17 protein-coding genes, 1 tRNA gene and 1 pseudogene are annotated in these 16,633 nt (G+C 44.7%); 2 read left to right on the plus strand and 17 right to left on the minus strand.

The window, feature by feature from the left end; genetic code table 11:
- Nucleotides 1-46 precede the first annotated feature (46 nt).
- From I2I04_RS20755 to I2I04_RS20775, 5 genes are all read right to left on the minus strand, one after another.
- Nucleotides 47-120 (minus strand) — tRNA-Ile (locus I2I04_RS20755).
- Nucleotides 121-211: 91 nt separating this feature from the next.
- The gene (locus I2I04_RS20760; RefSeq protein ID WP_004296605.1) at nt 212-523 is read right to left on the minus strand and encodes a DUF4491 family protein; all 312 of its coding nucleotides are present in this window, start codon (nt 521-523) and stop codon (nt 212-214) included.
- Nucleotides 524-528: 5 nt separating this feature from the next.
- Entirely contained in the window at nt 529-993 is a 465-nt protein-coding gene (locus I2I04_RS20765; protein ID WP_004302580.1) for an Lrp/AsnC family transcriptional regulator, read from the minus strand.
- A gap of 159 nt (nt 994-1,152) precedes the next feature.
- Nucleotides 1,153-2,031: an FKBP-type peptidyl-prolyl cis-trans isomerase gene (locus I2I04_RS20770; RefSeq protein ID WP_143258940.1), complete on the minus strand. Its 879-nt coding sequence runs from the start codon at nt 2,029-2,031 to the stop codon at nt 1,153-1,155.
- 20 nt (nt 2,032-2,051) lie between these two features.
- On the minus strand, nt 2,052-2,636 hold the full coding sequence (locus I2I04_RS20775; RefSeq protein WP_143258941.1) for an FKBP-type peptidyl-prolyl cis-trans isomerase: 585 nt from the start codon (nt 2,634-2,636) through the stop codon (nt 2,052-2,054).
- 407 nt (nt 2,637-3,043) lie between these two features.
- On the opposite strand from I2I04_RS20775, the gene I2I04_RS20780 reads away from it, so the two are divergent.
- Nucleotides 3,044-3,742, plus strand: coding sequence for an SIR2 family NAD-dependent protein deacylase (locus I2I04_RS20780; RefSeq protein WP_143258975.1), 699 nt, complete (start codon nt 3,044-3,046; stop codon nt 3,740-3,742).
- Nucleotides 3,743-3,760: 18 nt separating this feature from the next.
- Here I2I04_RS20780 and I2I04_RS20785 read toward each other — a convergent pair whose 3' ends face one another.
- The 3 genes from I2I04_RS20785 to I2I04_RS20795 form a co-directional block, all read right to left on the minus strand.
- On the minus strand, nt 3,761-3,985 hold the full coding sequence (locus I2I04_RS20785) for a hypothetical protein (protein WP_143258942.1): 225 nt from the start codon (nt 3,983-3,985) through the stop codon (nt 3,761-3,763).
- Nucleotides 3,986-3,998: 13 nt separating this feature from the next.
- Nucleotides 3,999-4,349, minus strand: a complete 351-nt coding sequence (locus I2I04_RS20790; protein WP_143258943.1) for a helix-turn-helix domain-containing protein — start codon at nt 4,347-4,349, stop codon at nt 3,999-4,001.
- 70 nt (nt 4,350-4,419) lie between these two features.
- Nucleotides 4,420-5,196, minus strand: a complete 777-nt coding sequence (locus I2I04_RS20795) for a class I SAM-dependent methyltransferase (protein WP_195655797.1) — start codon at nt 5,194-5,196, stop codon at nt 4,420-4,422.
- Nucleotides 5,197-5,638: 442 nt separating this feature from the next.
- Here I2I04_RS20795 and I2I04_RS20800 point away from each other — a divergent pair, with 442 nt between their 5' ends.
- The gene (locus I2I04_RS20800) at nt 5,639-6,496 is read left to right on the plus strand and encodes an SGNH/GDSL hydrolase family protein (RefSeq protein ID WP_195655798.1); all 858 of its coding nucleotides are present in this window, start codon (nt 5,639-5,641) and stop codon (nt 6,494-6,496) included.
- 12 nt (nt 6,497-6,508) lie between these two features.
- Here the strand turns inward: I2I04_RS20800 and I2I04_RS20805 are convergent, their stop codons facing one another.
- The 9 genes and pseudogenes from I2I04_RS20805 to I2I04_RS20845 all read right to left on the minus strand — a co-directional run.
- Nucleotides 6,509-7,258 carry a glycosyltransferase family 2 protein gene (locus I2I04_RS20805; RefSeq protein ID WP_195655799.1) on the minus strand — a complete coding sequence of 250 codons (750 nt, stop codon included), beginning with the start codon at nt 7,256-7,258 and terminating at the stop codon, nt 6,509-6,511.
- On the minus strand, nt 7,251-8,516 hold the full coding sequence (locus I2I04_RS20810) for a glycosyltransferase family 4 protein (protein WP_195655800.1): 1,266 nt from the start codon (nt 8,514-8,516) through the stop codon (nt 7,251-7,253). The genes I2I04_RS20805 and I2I04_RS20810 overlap by 8 nt, the downstream gene beginning before the upstream one ends.
- A gap of 10 nt (nt 8,517-8,526) precedes the next feature.
- Nucleotides 8,527-9,645 carry a glycosyltransferase family 4 protein gene (locus I2I04_RS20815; protein WP_143258948.1) on the minus strand — a complete coding sequence of 373 codons (1,119 nt, stop codon included), beginning with the start codon at nt 9,643-9,645 and terminating at the stop codon, nt 8,527-8,529.
- Nucleotides 9,618-10,640 carry a hemolysin activation protein gene (locus tag I2I04_RS20820; protein ID WP_185911569.1) on the minus strand — a complete coding sequence of 341 codons (1,023 nt, stop codon included), beginning with the start codon at nt 10,638-10,640 and terminating at the stop codon, nt 9,618-9,620. Before I2I04_RS20820 ends, I2I04_RS20815 begins: the two co-directional genes overlap by 28 nt.
- Entirely contained in the window at nt 10,637-11,500 is an 864-nt protein-coding gene (locus I2I04_RS20825; RefSeq protein ID WP_143258949.1) for a phosphorylcholine transferase LicD, read from the minus strand. The genes I2I04_RS20820 and I2I04_RS20825 overlap by 4 nt, the downstream gene beginning before the upstream one ends.
- Nucleotides 11,501-11,555: 55 nt before the next feature.
- Complete coding sequence (locus tag I2I04_RS20830; protein ID WP_195655801.1) at nt 11,556-12,608, minus strand: hypothetical protein; 1,053 nt, start codon at nt 12,606-12,608, stop codon at nt 11,556-11,558.
- On the minus strand, nt 12,595-14,052 hold the full coding sequence (locus I2I04_RS20835) for a lipopolysaccharide biosynthesis protein (protein WP_195655802.1): 1,458 nt from the start codon (nt 14,050-14,052) through the stop codon (nt 12,595-12,597). Before I2I04_RS20835 ends, I2I04_RS20830 begins: the two co-directional genes overlap by 14 nt.
- A 220-nt stretch (nt 14,053-14,272) precedes the next feature.
- Nucleotides 14,273-16,312 (minus strand): methionine--tRNA ligase, encoded by a 2,040-nt coding sequence (metG, locus tag I2I04_RS20840; protein WP_195655803.1) that lies wholly within the window; start codon nt 16,310-16,312, stop codon nt 14,273-14,275.
- A 245-nt stretch (nt 16,313-16,557) separates the two neighbouring features.
- Nucleotides 16,558-16,633 (minus strand): annotated as a pseudogene (locus I2I04_RS20845) (transcriptional regulator); the annotation flags it as partial.

A 16,633-nucleotide genomic window follows, 5' to 3' on the forward strand; every position in this document is an offset into this window, starting at 1 on the left:
AAACTAAAAGAGGCTCTATTCCCTTAGGAATGAGCCTCTTAGTTTGTGGGCCATCTTGGGCTTGAACCAAGGACCTCCAGATTATGAGTCTGTTGCTCTAACCAACTGAGCTAAAAGCCCGATGTATCCATTAACTGGATGCGGTGACAAAAGTAGTATTTTCCATCGAATTATGCAAATTCTTTCGAGAAAAAACTGTAATCCTTTGCTTCTAGAACTTATATTTGCGCTTCGGATTCTTGGGGAACCATCCTTTTTGTACCCGTTCTTCCTGTTCGAAAACCTCTTTGATCGTCCAGAAGGAAGAAAACGCAAACACGCCTAACAAAGAAGATAAGATCACATTATCGATACTTAATGAGGCAATTACACCGGCAATGCCGAGTACCAGGAATATCCACCAGCATTTTGTGCCCCAGTAATATTCGGCCTTTACCACAACGGGGTGAAAAAGGCCGATAATCAAAAAGGTACAGATTCCGATGAATAACCCTGCAAGGTGATATTCATTTAGAAACTCCATCACAATTATTTTTCAACGCGGATGGGAATCTCTTTCTTGATACTCTGTTCCAGAGAAATCAAAGTCTCGGTAGCTACTACACCCGGTATTTCTTGCATTTTGTTATTCAGCAAATCCATTAGATGTTCGTTGTCGCATGCATAAAGTTTTGTCAGCATTGTGTACGGGCCTGTAGTGAAATGACATTCCACAATTTCGGGAATCTTTTGTAATTCCGCTACGACAGATTTGTACATGGAGCCTTTTTCCAGCTTGATACCCACGTATGTACAAGTTCTGTAGCCCAATGATTTCGGGTTCACATGGTAACCGGAGCCTACAATGACACCTAGGTCAATCAGTCTTTGCACACGCTGATGAATAGCTGCGCGTGACACTCCACATTCGGCAGCTACGTCTTTAAAAGGGATGCGGGCATTCTGGGAGATAATCTCTAGGATCTGCCTGTCGAGGTTGTCTATTCTTTCCATAATAATAAATTGTAATTTCCTGTTGTTATCAAATAGTAAGCAAATATAGAGATTTATTTTAATTATTCATCTTTTTCAAGAAAAAAAATAGGAAAAAGCAAAAAAAGAGGCGCAAACGTTTTGCGCCTCTTTCCTTTTTCTATTTAGAAAAGAACTTTCTTATTTTTTATCTTTTTCGATGCTTAACAGTTCAACTTCGAAAATCAAAGTAGAGAATGGTTTGATTTGGTTGCCAGATTCTCTTGCACCGTAAGCAAGTTCTTGCGGGATGTAAAGTTCCCATTTAGAACCTACAGGCATCATAGTCAATGCTTCTGTCCAACCTTTGATTACTTGGTTAGCACGGAAAGTAGACGGTTCGTTACGTTTGTAAGAGCTGTCGAATTCTGTTCCATCGATCAAAGTACCTTTGTAGTTCACTTTCACTTTGCAAGTGTCAGCAGGAATTTCACCTTTACCTTCAGTAATTACTTTGTATTGCAGACCGCTTGCTGTTGTTTTTACGCCGTCTTTAGTCTTGTTTTCAGCAAGGAATTTTTCGTTTTCAGCTTTATAGTCAGCATATTTTTCTTCCAAAGCTTTTGCTTTGATTGTTTCCATAGCTGTGCGAGTATATTCTTGAGCTGCTTCCATAGTCATCATACCACCTTTTTCCAAAGTTCCTGCGATGAAACCTGCCAGGAAGTTTTCTTTGCTGATAGTTTTAGTAGAGTCTGTGCCAAACAATTCTTGGTTGATACCTTTCATCATCTGGTTGCTGATTTGCTGACCGATTTGCAGACCTGCCATGTAAGCGATGTCTTTTTTGCTAGTCTTGTTTGCACCTTCGTTCAAACCTTTGATGAAATCTGCCATGTAAGTAGTATCAACATCCAGACGACCTGTCAGATAGCCCTTCAGACCTTGAGTCTGAGCCATACCGATAGAATACGACAGTGAGTCGATGTCTGTTTTCAGATTTGCTTTAGGAGCTTGAGCTGTACAAGAAGCAAGACTTGCTGCAGCGGCGATTGCCATAAAAATACTAACTTTTTTCATTTTGCTTTGAAATTTTTTATTTATAATACTTCGAGTAATTCTACTTCAAAAATGAGTGTACTATGAGGAGGAATCATTTCTCCGGCACCTCTTGCGCCATATGCGAGTTCTGACGGAATATACAGTTTCCATTTAGAACCTTCCGACATCAGCTGCAAAGCTTCCACCCATCCCGGGATTACTTGGTTGACACCGAATACAGCCGGTTCTCCACGTTGGATAGAGCTGTCGAACAGTGTACCGTCAATCAATGTGCCTTCGTAATGGCATCTTACCTGATCGGTAGCTTTCGGCTTTTTACCTGTCCCTTCTTTGATGATTTCATATTGTAATCCGCTGGGAAGGACAACTACACCCGGTCCTTTTTTGTTTTCTTCGAGGAATGCCTGTCCCTGCTCAATAGCAACGGCACCCATCTTAGATTCCAATTCTTCGAAATATTTGTTCACTATTTCGCGGGCTTCATTGTGGCTGATAGCTGTCTGATTACCTTCTAATACGTCTTTGATTGCTTGTGCGAAATCCTCTACCGCAAGGTTTCCAATTCCCATGCTTGATAAGTTTTGACCAATTCCGAGGCCAATAGCGTAACTGAATTTATCCATATAATGTTTTTTGTTGGCGATTGAAATGTATCACCTTCATGGTTTTAACTTTCAATCAATTGCAAATTTATGAAACGCAAAAGTACGTGTTTTATTTGAATGATTTAGCATTTGCTATTTAAAAATTCTTATATCTGTGAAAGTTAATCGCTTTTTTTTAAAGAATTAGTCCTTTTGTTGGTGGAATTTAATCTGTTTATTCTTATTGTTTAGGTTTGTTTATGCAGGCAATTAATTGTCTGGCAGCTGTCAGACGGATAAATGTTGGCATAAATGCTGCCAATTATCAGTATCTTGCATTTTTAGTTTCGTATGCTTCGGATTAGATTAAGCGTAAAAAAGTGTTCTTTTATTCGATGATTCTGATTACATTTGTGTGGCTATTAAAAAAAGAAGGAGGAATAGTAATGAAAAATCTGGTAGTTTTGACGGGGGCGGGTATGAGTGCCGAGAGCGGGATTAGTACATTTCGCGATGCAGGCGGTTTGTGGGATAAATATCCTGTGGAGCAGGTGGCTACTCCTGAAGGTTATCAGCGGGACCCGGCTCTAGTGATTAATTTCTATAATGAACGCCGGAAACAGTTGTTGGAGGTGAAACCGAACCGTGGGCATGAGTTGTTGGCGGAACTGGAGAAAAATTTCCATGTAACGGTGGTGACACAGAATGTAGATAATCTGCATGAACGCGCCGGAAGCAGCCACATTATTCATCTGCATGGCGAACTGACAAAAGTATGTTCCAGCAGAGATCCATATAATCCTCAATTTATAAAAGAGCTGAAACCGGAAGAATATGAAGTGAAGATGGGAGACAAGGCTGGCGACGGCACTCAATTACGACCTTTCATTGTATGGTTTGGAGAAGCTGTGCCGGAGATTGAAACGGCTATTCAATATGTGGAGAAAGCGGACATTTTCGTCATTATCGGTACATCGCTTAATGTATATCCTGCGGCGGGGCTGCTTCATTATGTACCGAGAGGAGCAGAGGTGTATCTGATTGATCCGAAACCGGTAGATACACATACTTCCCGTTCGATACATGTAATTCAGCAGGGGGCTTCTGAAGGAATGGCCGAATTGAAACAATTGTTGGGAGTTTGAGACTTTCTCCCCTCCGTTTTATTCCAGTTCGCTGGCAAAAATATGATTATTCCGGAGTACTTCCGATATTTCGAGTGCAGTGATATCACTGCACTCGATTCTTAATATTTTCTCCCAATCCTCAAAATCCACATTCCATTTGTCTATTTGAGGGAACTCTGCCAAAAGTTTTCCTATGCGTTTGATGTCGCATTTTTTGGTGATAGAAGTTCGAAAAATCAGAATCTTATTTTCTTTTTCCATATTCTTTAGCGTTTTATTTTAGTGACCGGAACTCCCGGATTGTCATATTGAAATGCAGCCTGAAATTGCGACTTAACAGCGAAAGGCTGCTAAAGCCGCAAAGGGCGGCAATTTCGGTGGCGGAAAGTTCCTTGTTTCGTTTTAATAATAGAGCTGCTTTTTCAATCCGGGTGCGTTTGATATAATCCGTAGGCGTTTCGCCGGTCAGGATTGTAAATACGCGGTGGAAGTGGAAAGGGGAAAAGCATGCGATACCCGCCATTTTCTGTAATGATAACGGTTGGTCAATGTTTTGATGGATATAATCGGTCACTTTGTTGATCCGTAACTGATATTCTTCCTTATTTATATCTTTCGTTTCCATATCTTCTGCAAAATAAAGGATAATAAATGCCGGAGAGTTATCCTATCTTGCTAACTTCTCCGGCAGATAGTCAATCTCTTTTCTGTCCTATATAGAATACATAGCCGTAGTATTCTTTATACTTATTATATAGGCTCTCTTCGTGCCGTTGACCGGCGATGAGGTCTGCGGCAGCTTCATTTCCCGCATACTTCTTCAGAAAGGCTTCCTGAACCGGGAATTGGGGAGCATAGAAATGCTCGGTCCAGCAATTTTCCGGTAAGATGAAATGGGCTGTCGGGATATATCCGGCTTTTTCCATTTGCGCTATTTTTCTCGGAATCGTATCGATTTCCGGGTAATTAGCCATCCAGAAGTCGTCTATTTCGGAGGGGCGTTCCGGGGTGAACCAGGATGCTTCCGTTACAGCGATGAATCCGTTCTTCTTCAGGAACTTGTTCCATTCATTCATGCCGCGTTCGAATCCTATATTATAGATAGCTCCTTCGGACCAGATCAGATCGAGTTCTTCCTCTTGAAACGGCAAAGCGTCCATAGAGCCGACGATACCTTTTACTCTGTCTTCGCAATGGGCTTCTATTGCGTTTCTGTTGAATATTTCGATGAAATCGGGGAAAAGGTCGATACCTGTGATTTGTCCTTTCGTATAGTTAGCCAATGTCATTGTCTGTCCGCCTGTGCCGCAGCCAATATCGGCTATTCTAGCTTTGTCAGACAGTTCGTTGGTGAAACTTAGAGCTTTTTGTGTGACTTCAGGGCTTCCCGGACCTTGGCGTTTTAGTCCTTTGAAGTAATTGCATATCAGTGTGAAATCGAATTCGTGGATTGTTTTTAATTCGTTACTCATTGTTTTTTAATGTTTTAGCTGTACGGTAAATGAAGGCATGTGACGATGCTTGTGATCATTTGACCATACAAATAGTTTAAAATTTAGATATAGAAAATAACTCTGACAAGAGTATGTCAGAAAACATAAGGGATAATCTGTAATGAGAGGAAGGCTTACAGATTATTTACAGAACGGAATCCTTATGGAATGAAAATGAGTTAAACATCCAATTTTTCTTTTAGTTTGTGACAAAGATAGGATTTTAGGTGTAGAACTCAATGATAACTTTGATGAAAAAATACTGTAAACCTGCATTTTAGCAAGAATAGTCAAATAGGGCCCCGTTTGTCTGTCCGGTTGTATGGATGAGATTGAATGCCCAAATTGATTGAAACTACCTATTTTTGAATTACATTTGCAGGATATTAGATACAAATCTCTCATTTAATGTATAATACCGATGAAAAGCAAATTATTACTCACATGTACCATTCTGTTTTTCTGTTCCTCTTTTCTGTGCGGACAGAATCAAACATCTAAAGTTGCAAACTCTGCTGAAACGAATAATGGAGCTGTCCGGCATCCGTGGCAAGGAAAAAGAGTGGGATATTTGGGAGACTCTATTACAGATCCCAACTGCTATGGTGACAAGATAAAGAAATACTGGGACTTCCTGCAGGAATGGCTGGGGATTACTCCTTATATATATGGTATCAGCGGCAGACAATGGAATGATGTGCCCCGCCAGGCTGAGAAACTGAAGCAGGAACACGGGGGAGAAGTGGATGCTATCTTGATTCTGATGGGTACGAATGATTTTAATGACGGTGTGCCTATCGGAGAGTGGTTTACGGAAACAGAAGAACAGGTGATGGCAGCCCGTGGACAGACCAAAAAGCTGGAAACCCGCAAGAAACGTACGCCTATAATGGATGAAAACACGTATAAAGGACGTATCAACATAGGAATCAACAGACTGAAACAACTGTTCCCGGATAAGCAGATTGTACTATTAACTCCGTTGCACCGCTCCCAGGCGGATTTTGGAGAGAAGAACGTGCAACCGGATGAAAACTATCAGAATAGTTGTGGTGAATATGTGGATGCCTACGTACAGGCTGTCAAGGAGGCCGGTAATGTGTGGGGAGTGCCCGTGATTGATTTTAATGCGGTAACCGGGCTGAATCCGATGGTGGAAGAACAACTGCTTTACTTCTACGACGCAGGGTATGACCGTTTACATCCCAGTACAAAAGGACAGATACGTATGGCACGTACGCTGATGTATCAATTGCTTGCGCTGCCCGCAACATTTTAATGGGAACTAGCTTTACCGGTGAGTCACCGCACGAATCACAAACCATGCATGATGTGCTACGGTGTCAATCAGCCCGTAGTGCTTTGCCATGATACGAAATCTCTCTTTGAGAGAGGCTTTCTGATTGCGGGTAGTCATTCCTTCATCCAGATAATCGATAATCGTCAGATGGGTATTGTGTAAGGTGCGCGCTTTTTTCATAAGACGGATGCACCAGTCGAAATCAGCAGAAAAACGATAATTCAGGTTGTAGGGCTCTACCAGTGTGTGGCGGGGGAAGAATGCCTGATGGCAGACTAACATACCCTGTTTGAAGCTTTTCCAGGTGAGCGTTTCGGGGGCGGACAATCTGCGCATCCGCAGGAAGTGTCTGTTCTGGTCTACGATAGCGGTTTCTCCGTAGAGCACATCGGGCAGTTCGCTGCCGTTGATCGTGTGCACCATTTGTTGCAGCGTGTCGTCTTCGTGAAAACAGTCACCCGCATTCAGGAAACAGAGATAATCGCCGCTGGCAAGAGCGATGCCCTTATTCATGGCGTCATACAGCCCTTTGTCCGGTTCGCTGACAACGGTGTGTATGTGCGGGCGGTAGCGGTTGATGATAGAGAGGGTTCCATCCTTGGAAGCTCCGTCTACGATGATGTATTCTATATGATGATAGGTTTGTGAGATAACACTCAGAATCGTGTCTTCCAATACCTTTTCAGCATTGTACGTCACCGTAATAATAGAGAACTTGGGAGTAGGATGGACACTATGCATATTTCCCTGTTATTTTATTGTAGACATCTGTATATTTTTTTGCGACGATGCTCTCCGAATAATTGCCCAAGACCTTGCGGCAGGCTTGTGCGGAGAGTTCATCGTATTCCGGTTCCGTCAATATCCAATGTATACCATTGGCAAAATCTTCCGAAGATTTGTATTGTGCCACGTAACCATTGTGCAGATGGTCGATCATTTCGGGGATACCTCCTACGTTAAAGCCGACACAAGGTACTCCGCATGCCATTGCCTCCATAATCATGTTAGGAAGATTCTCTTCCAGAGACGGGATGGCGAAGAGGTCTACGGCATTGTAGATATTTACCACCTCATGCTCATTTTTGATGTAAGGGAGCGGGTAGACATGGAAAGGAAGTTGTTCCTGTAATTGCTGTGACTGGTTGCCGAATACGACTACCCCCAATGACTCTTTCCATTCCGGATGCTTTTCTGCCAGCAGTTTGCAGGCTTCAATGAGATAGTCGACTCCTTTTCGTTTGTCGGTGATCTTTAACGAGCCGAACAAAACCAGTTTCTTACCTTCCGGCAACATGAACTTGGCACGTGCTTCTTTTTTGTTCATGGGTTTGAACAGGTTGGTATTAATAGCGTTCGGAATATTGGTGACGCTTTTCCCTTCGAACAATGCGCTGGTCCGGGCTTGTTCCTTCAGCCATTGACTGCATGTGACGAAATGGATGGGAGCGTAGCTGTATAACTTTTGTTTTTTGCGGAAAGTGCGGTAAGATAAATCTTTCCGGCTGCCGCCTTTGTAGATGTAAGGGCAGTCGTGACATTCCTGCTGATAGTTCTTGCATTCCCGTGCGTAGTGGCAGATACCGGTACATGGCCACATATCGTGCATGGTCCATACCACAGGTTTGCCGGAAGTGAGTATTTTCCGTATATCTTTCAGCGAGAGCATTCCCTGGTTGACCCAATGCAGGTGGATAACGTCGGCTTGGCGGAATTCCGGGAGTGAGGTGATGTCTGTCCCTGTGTTGGCAATATCAACATCGAACAGATGGTATCGGCGGAAACGATTGGCACTCCAAATAACGATCCGTTCCCACATGAATTTCCACACTTGTAGCCAGTTACTTTTTAAGCGGACCACACTGATTTGGTCGGTTTGTTTGTCACGCACCAGCATTTTGGCTTTGATACCGTTGTTTTTCAGTGACTCCATCAACCGGCTTGCTGCAATGGCCGCTCCTCCTATTCGTTCAGATGTATTTATAATCAGGACTCTCATGGGCAAAAGTTTATGCAAATGTACGTTTTTTAGAGGAAATGTTTGATATTTCCAGTAAGCTTTCTGCTATTTCGCGCGAAAAGATTTCGAGATTGAAGCGTTCTTCTGCCAGCTTGCGTGCATTCTTTCCCATGCGTCGTGCCTCTTCGGGATGGCCGGCGATGTAGCGGATAGCGTTTATCCAGCCTTGTACATCGTTATATTCTACGGTGATGCCGATTTCTTCCTTGTCGATGTCGATTTCGAAGTTGGGGTTGCGTGAGCAGATGACGGGGATGCCGAGGGCAAATGCTTCCACAAGAGTGGTCAGTCCTACGGTGTAGGGGAAGTCCAGACAGCAGATCACGATGCAGCTTTTGCGGGCTACCAGTTTTCCCAGTTCGTAGGGAATCACTCCGTCGGTATAGTGGATATGGATGGAGTCGGGCACTGAATAGCGGTCGAGTATCTTTTTATAGTTGATGTTGCCGCATGAGACGGCAATGTATAAATCCAATTCCTCGTTGGTTGCCGCAAATGACTGAAGCAAGGTGTCCACGTCCCGGTTCTCTTTGCCGGTGGAGATAAATCCTTCGGGCTTCCGGTCGGGCATTTCTGCCAGCAGATGGTCGTAGAAAGGAAGGTCCGGGCCCCAATGTATCAGTTTAAGCTTGTGGGACGGAGCTTTCCGGGTTTTCTGCGAGTCCTGAATCAGTTTCCGGCTGAACAGGAACATTTGGTCGATTCCTTTGTAGAAAAGGCGGGAGATTTGTTCGCGCCATGGTTTGGGGTTGGTGACGACGGCCGTGTGATGCCAGATGACGATGGGTTTGCGGTACAGTCCCAGCGCACGGAGGAAGATGACGGGTTCTATTCCTCGGAAAGAGGTGGCATAGAGTACGTCATATTTTTCCTTGCAGAAGAGAATCTCTTTGGTGGCGTAAAACATGAGCTTCAGGCGACTGGAGAAATATTTGCATTTGTGCATTACGGAATGTATTCCGTAATTTTCCAGCAGAGGAAGTCCGTATAAAATATGCCCGGGGAATTTATATTCTTTCCATTCCTCGTAACTTTCCCGTGTGAGGCGGGTATGGTAAAAATAAATAGTAAGCAACTTCTTTAATGGTGCTTGTTTCTTTTCAGCCATTTGTTTATTCGGTTTTTGACAGCTTTCGTAATGATAGAAAAATTGCCGTATTTCAGGTTGAGGAACAGTTCTTCGAACGAACGCCCTATCTTGATCCACGGATGATCCCAACACATGATGCGGTAGACACTTTTCTTGTATGCTACATTTTCAATGACATAGCGGGGATGCCGCAGCGGAAAGTCCACTTCGTAACGTTTCATGGTGAAGATGCGGCGATAGCCTTTGGGCAGGGTGTGGACCGAGCCAGCGAAATGGGTGGAATCTGCCGTTGCTCCGAGGTTGTTTATCATGTTGCGGGTAGGCACGATGCTTAGTCCGGAGTTGAACAGGATAGAGGCGTGGAAGATGGTTTCATAAAAGGCTTTCTGCTGTTCCCGGTGACGCTGGCACATATAGATAAAGTCGCTCCGGAATTTGCGTTCCTTGATGAGTTGCTCAAGCTGTTGCATGTTGAATGAGTCGTCCAGGAAACTGTAAAACTCGTCCCATTGGTCGACTACCCGTTTCCAGCTCGCCCATCCCCAGATGGAAAAGGTGGTAGTGAAGAAATAGTCGGATGGCATATCCTTGGTGATTTCTTCGGGGTTGAATCCGGCAATCATGCTGATGCGGGTGTCATGTTCGTATTTATCCAGCATCTCCTTGCAGAATTGGAAAAAGGAGACGGAGGGCACGTCGTCGTCTTCCAATACGATGCATTTGTCGACTTTGGAGAAGGCCCATTTCTGTGAGATATATTCCGAAGGGTCACAGCCGAAATTCTTTTCCTGATAAAGGCGTTCTACTTCACATTCCCAGTCTATCTGTGATACGATTTCACGGCAGGCTTCTATTCCGGGCAAATCGCGCTCGTTTCGTGCTCCGTCCTGATAGAGGAAGAGCCGGGACGGACGTGCTTTCTTCACTTGCTCGAACACTTGCGAGAGTTGTTGCGGGCGGTTGAAGAACAGGATAAGTACCGGGACGTCTACTAAAGCGGATTTCATATTCATAGTTCTTGTTTTGGGGTTGTACTGAATGACAGGGCGGCAGGGTAGTGGTTATTCACAGTTTCCTGTTCTTCCTTTGTAAATCGATGCAAAGTCGGATAGTTGTATCGCAGGAACCCTTCCAGATCATCGGGAGCGGTCACGGTGAGGGGACCGAATTTCACCGGTTGCAGGTGGCGGATACTCTCTACGGTCACGTGGTCGGCGGTTGCCATGACGTTGTTGTAGTAGCGGGTGTTTCGTGAGTTGAAACAGCTTTGCACGGATACCAGCATCCGGTAAATTGCTTTTTTAGAGAAAAGAGAGTCGACTATTCTGTTCAGGAGACAGGAGAAGGCTCCCCGGTTTGTAGGGTTCTCTATTTCGCATTTGCCGAAGTGTTTCCACATCCATATTTCTTTTCCCATCAGGCAGCATTTGAGGAAGCCGAGTATGCCGGATTGCATTTGCCGCAACAGTTTGTTGTCGGGGATTCTGTCGAACGGGAAGATATCTACAAAGATGCCCGGATGCATCGGGACGTTCTTGAACATTTCTTCTACGAAAAGGGTGTTGTTCTTCTTGACCTTCGCGTAGTAATAGGGGGTGTGAGGGTCTGTCTCTATCCATGAAAGGAAGTAGGAAGGGCCTAGCTCCCCGGGTGCTACTTTTAAGAATTTGTTGTAATTCTCCCGCGTCATGCCGATGTCTATATCATCATCCCAAGGGAGAATACCCTGATCGTAGAGTGCGCCGATAGCTGTGCCGCCTATCACAAAATAGGGAATATCGTACTTCTGGCACACCCGGATGGTTTCTCCCAATATGTCGTAAAGTTCGGCATGTAATAAATCAAGCTCTTCGGCTGTATATTTCTTGTTCATCGGAAATGGTTAATGCACGTTGTCTTGCAAATGTAGTAATTATATTGCTAAGTTACTATAACTTTAAGTTTCCTTGCATAAATTCGGTGGCCACTCGCCCACGTCCTGGAATGGGGAGGACGGATGCCTGCGGGAAATCCGTGAGCAGACAGTCCGCCGGATTGATCTCCGGATAGAACTTCTTCAACAGGAACAGGCTGGGGCCGGTGGTGATACTTCCTATAAAGACGGAAGCATCCATCAATAGTTGTATCGAACAGAGGAAACGTGCCATTTGTTTCTGTTTCAGCTCTTTGGTGGTCTGTGTGAAGGCGCTGTTGACGTATCCTTGTTCGTTGGGGCTGCAAAGGGTGTACCAGTGTATGTCCGGGGCAAGGGTTTGCACTTGCTCGAAGAGGCGGTAGTCATCGGTCAATACAAAGACGTCTCGGATGGCTGTCTTTTCTTTGATGAGGCGTATGTAGTGTTCCGGTGGCAGCAGGTTGGTTTCGGTTATCTTGTCTCCTCCGCGTATCTGGCATCCTGCGTATTGAGGCGGAAGTTGCAGGGTGGCAGCAAATTGGCGACATTCCTGTGCGGTGGTGTCGTTGAGTTTCCAGGTGATTTCCGTCAGCTTTTGGAAGGTGTGGAGGTAGTCACCGTCTATTCCCAGTTCGGGGATATGGAAATGCTGGTTGGGGTTGAACGTCACTTGGAAGTTGAGCAATACCGGTTTGCCATACGTGAAGAAAGCAAGGGCTTTTCCGATGATATTCTTGCAGATTACTTTCAGTTTCCATTTCAGTAACTTCTTCTTAGATAGTTTTTTGTCTTTCATCAATGCTTGCCATGAAGGCAGGCGATGGGTGTTGTAGGTGCGATGAAACGGTTCGTGCACTTGCTCGCAGAAAGGTGCGAAACAGTCTTCCCAGCCCTTTTCCCATCCGAAGTTGGCGTCGTCGGAGTAAAGCTTGAACTGTATTTTGTGTTGCAGGCAATAGAGCATTGCATGGAGCATATAGGTGTATTCGGTAAAGAATCCGGCGTCTATACCTATGTGATAAATCATCGTCTTTTTGAAAGAACTATTCAGAAGGCGGTATTTGGTGGCAAGATCATTTGGGTTCATGTGTCTTCTTTTTGATGAAGTACTGGATGCTTTCTTTAAAGGTGACCGAACGGCTGCCCCACATGGCGGTTACGTAAAGTGCTGCTGCGAGTGCTATCTTGCTTGCCAGGCGGAGATAAATATTCTCGATGGAGCGGGTGGAGTAATAGGTGATTACCATAACGGTGGCGGCTATTAAAGCATAAGGAAGAATATCTGCCAAAGCATGGTGTAACTTTAGTCCGATTTCCTGTTGCACGAAGAAGTGCCACGTCAGTATCCATAATATATTGATGGATACGTAGACGGCAAGCATGGCATAGATTCCGTGCGAATGGGCCAAAAGGACACTCGTGAGTAGAATAATGCCGAGCACTATGGTGTTCCACATATAGATGTGGGATTTTCCTTTGCTGATGATGAGTTGCTGATAGAGTCCTGCAATAGGGATAAAAGCTCCACTAATACAGAGTATTTGCATGATAGATATGCTGGAGTGCCATTTGTCGGTGATGGCAATAGTAATTAGTTCTTGCGATATAATGGACAATCCCAACATGGCAGGAAACGAGACAAAGGCGGTGAAACGCAGCATTTTGCGAAATACCCGTTTTTGCCGTTCAAGGTCGTCCGACACTTTGGTGAGTACCGGCTGTGCCACTCCGTTTATCATGCCCGATATGAAAGATTGCCCCATTGTACACCATTTGTTGGCCTGATTGTAATATCCTACTTCCTTTTCGGTGTAGAACTTACCCAGTATCACGGAAAACAGGTTGTTGTTGATGTGATTGAAGATATTGGTGATTAAAAGTTTTCCACTGAATCCGAACATCTGTTTTATAGGAGCGAGATTGAATTCGAACGTAGGCCGCCAACTTGAAAAGTACCAGTTGCAAGCTGTATTGACGGCTACATAAACTATGCCTTGTGTGGCATACCCCCAATATGAGAAGCCTAGATAGGCAAGTGTGACTCCGGCAATGCCGGATATGGTAACTCCGATAACCATGGATAAAGACCGTTGCTTAATCATCAGATTACGCTGCAAATAGGCACTGTGGGAAATTCCCAAACTAGCGATAACAAAGCCTGTGAAAGCATATCGGGCTAGCGGTTTCAGTTCAGGAGTTTTGTAAAAATCAGCAATGAGTGGTGCGCACAGGAATAACACTAGATACAAGCACAGACTGATTGAAATGTTGAACCAGAATACGGCATTATAATCTTTATGTGTCACTTCTTTTCTAGTGACAAGGGCGGCTGTGAAACCACTTTCTTGTATTGAGCTGGCTATGAGGGAGAAAATGGACAACATTCCTACCATACCATAGTCTGAAGGAGTAAGTAACCGCCCGAGGAAAACTCCGAAAACAAGGGTGAGCAGCTGCTGTATGCCGTTGCTGAATCCTCCCCAAAATAATCCTTTGGCTGTTTTCTCTTTTAGTGACTGATTCTCGCTCATGCTATTATTTTACTTTATCGGATAGTATCTTTGCTTGTTGCTGTTCGGAAAATTCTTTCTTCCATTCTTCTACTTTCTGTTGGATAAGTTGTATGGTAGGTAGGTGTAATCACTTGTGAACGCAGTGCGTTCACAAGTGGATATGTTTTGTAAAATTGTCGGCAAAAAGCTAATTAGTTATTTCCAATTGCGCCTATACTGTAGGCGCAATTGAAAATTCTTATTTTACTTCGCTGCCCGGCTTCACCTCACGTCCCGGCATGATAACTGCCAGACTGCCGTCGTTGTTTTCGGCACTTAGAATCATACCTTCGCTGACGATACCTTTCAGTTTGCGCGGAGCAAGGTTGGCGATGAAGCAAACCTGCTTGCCTACCAGTTCTTCCGGTTGATAATGCTTGGCAATACCCGATACGATGGTACGTGTTTCCAGTCCGTCGTCGATTTTGAATTGCAGCAGTTTATCCGCTTTCGGCACTTTCTGACATTCAAGAATGGTACCTACACGGATATCCAGTTTCGTGAAGTCGTCGAATTCGATGTTCGGACGGATAGGATTAGCTTTGTAGTTGGCTTCTTCGTTTGCCTTCTTTGTATCAAGCAATTTTTGTACTTGTGCTTCGATAGTGGCGTCTTCGATCTTTTCGAACAATAATTCCGGTTTGTTCAACTGGTGACCTACAGGAAGAAGGTCGTCACGTCCCAGCTCAGACCATTCGAAAGTATTCATGTTCAGCATTTTGCGGAGTTTTTCCGAGCTGAACGGCAGGAATGGATCGAAGGCGATGGCAAGGTTGGCAACTAGTTGCAGGGAGATGTTGAGGATGGTACCTACACGCTCCATATCTGTTTTTGCCAGTTTCCACGGTTCGGTGTCGGCCAGGTATTTGTTGCCGATACGTGCCAGGTTCATAGCTTCTTTTTGTGCGTCGCGGAATTTGAATACGTCGAGCAATTTTTCCACTTCGGCTTTTACGTCTGCAAATTCTTTCAGCGTTTCTTTGTCGTAGTCGGTCAATTCACCTTTCGCAGGCACGCGTCCGTCGAAGTATTTTTGAGTCAATACCATTGCACGGTTCACGAAGTTACCGTATACGGCTACCAGCTCGTTGTTATTGCGTGCCTGGAAGTCTTTCCAGGTGAAGTCGTTGTCTTTCGTTTCCGGTGCGTTGGCGGTCAGTACGTAGCGGAGTACGTCCTGTTTGCCGGGAAAGTCGGCCAGGTATTCGTGCAACCATACAGCCCAGTTGCGGGAAGTGGAGATTTTGTCTCCTTCGAGGTTGAGGAATTCGTTGCTCGGCACGTTGTCCGGCAGGATATAGCTGCCTTCTGCTTTCAGCATGGCGGGGAATACGATGCAGTGGAACACGATGTTGTCTTTTCCGATGAAGTGGATCAGGCGGGTTTCAGGATCCTTCCACCATGTTTCCCAGCTGTCGGGGAGAAGTTCTTTGGTGTTGGAGATGTATCCGATAGGAGCGTCAAACCATACGTAGAGCACTTTACCTTCTGCTCCTTCTACCGGTACAGGAATACCCCAATCGAGGTCACGGCTCACGGCACGTGGTTGCAGTCCCATGTCGAGCCAGCTCTTGCATTGGCCGTATACGTTGGGACGCCATTCTTTATGATCTTCCAGAATCCATTTGCGCAGCCATGCTTCGTGCTTGTCGAGAGGAAGATACCAGTGTTTGGTTTCTTTCATTACCGGTTTGCTGCCGCTGATGGCACTTTTCGGGTTGATAAGATCCGTAGGAGAAAGCGAGGTTCCGCACTTCTCGCATTGGTCACCGTAAGCGCCTTCCGAATGGCAGTGGGGACATTCTCCGGTGATATAACGGTCGGCAAGGAATGTTTTTGCTTCCTCGTCGTAATATTGTTCAGACGTTTTTTCGATGAATTCGCCTTTATTGTACAATGTTTTGAAGAAATCAGAAGCCAGTTGGTGATGTGTCGGTGAAGTGGTGCGGCTATACACGTCGAATGAGATACCGAATTCTTCGAATGATTTTTTTATCAGCGCATGATAACGGTCTACTACATCCTGCGGAGTAATTCCTTCTTTCTTGGCACGGATTGTGATAGGTACCCCGTGTTCGTCCGAACCTCCGATGAATAATACATCTTCTTTTTTCAGACGCAGATAGCGCACATAAATATCTGCCGGTACGTATACACCAGCCAGGTGACCGATGTGGACAGGCCCGTTCGCATACGGAAGTGCCGATGTGACGGTGGTTCTTTTGAATTTCTTTTCCATTATATAGTGTGATTTTTGTTGTTTCAGCTTTGCAATGTGCAAAGATAGTGACTTTTCATCACAGATTACACGGATTAACGTAGATTTTTCATTCTCATAATCGTGGTTGTCTTGTAGTTGTGGCTGTCTTCATAGCAGTGGTGACTGACTTCATAGCAGTGGTGACTGTACTTACAACATCCAGCAGGATTTTTAAGAATTAATATAGAAAGATCTGCATTAATCTGTGTAATCTGTGGTGAGTCTTACATCATCATGTGTCTTCTGATGGAGAACTTCACAATCGCCATTGCGTTGATGGACGCGAATGGAATATCCATC

It is taken from the genome of Bacteroides sp. 1001136B_160425_E2 (assembly GCF_015559655.1).
In the GTDB taxonomy this organism is placed as follows: Bacteria; Bacteroidota; Bacteroidia; order Bacteroidales; family Bacteroidaceae; genus Bacteroides; species Bacteroides luhongzhouii.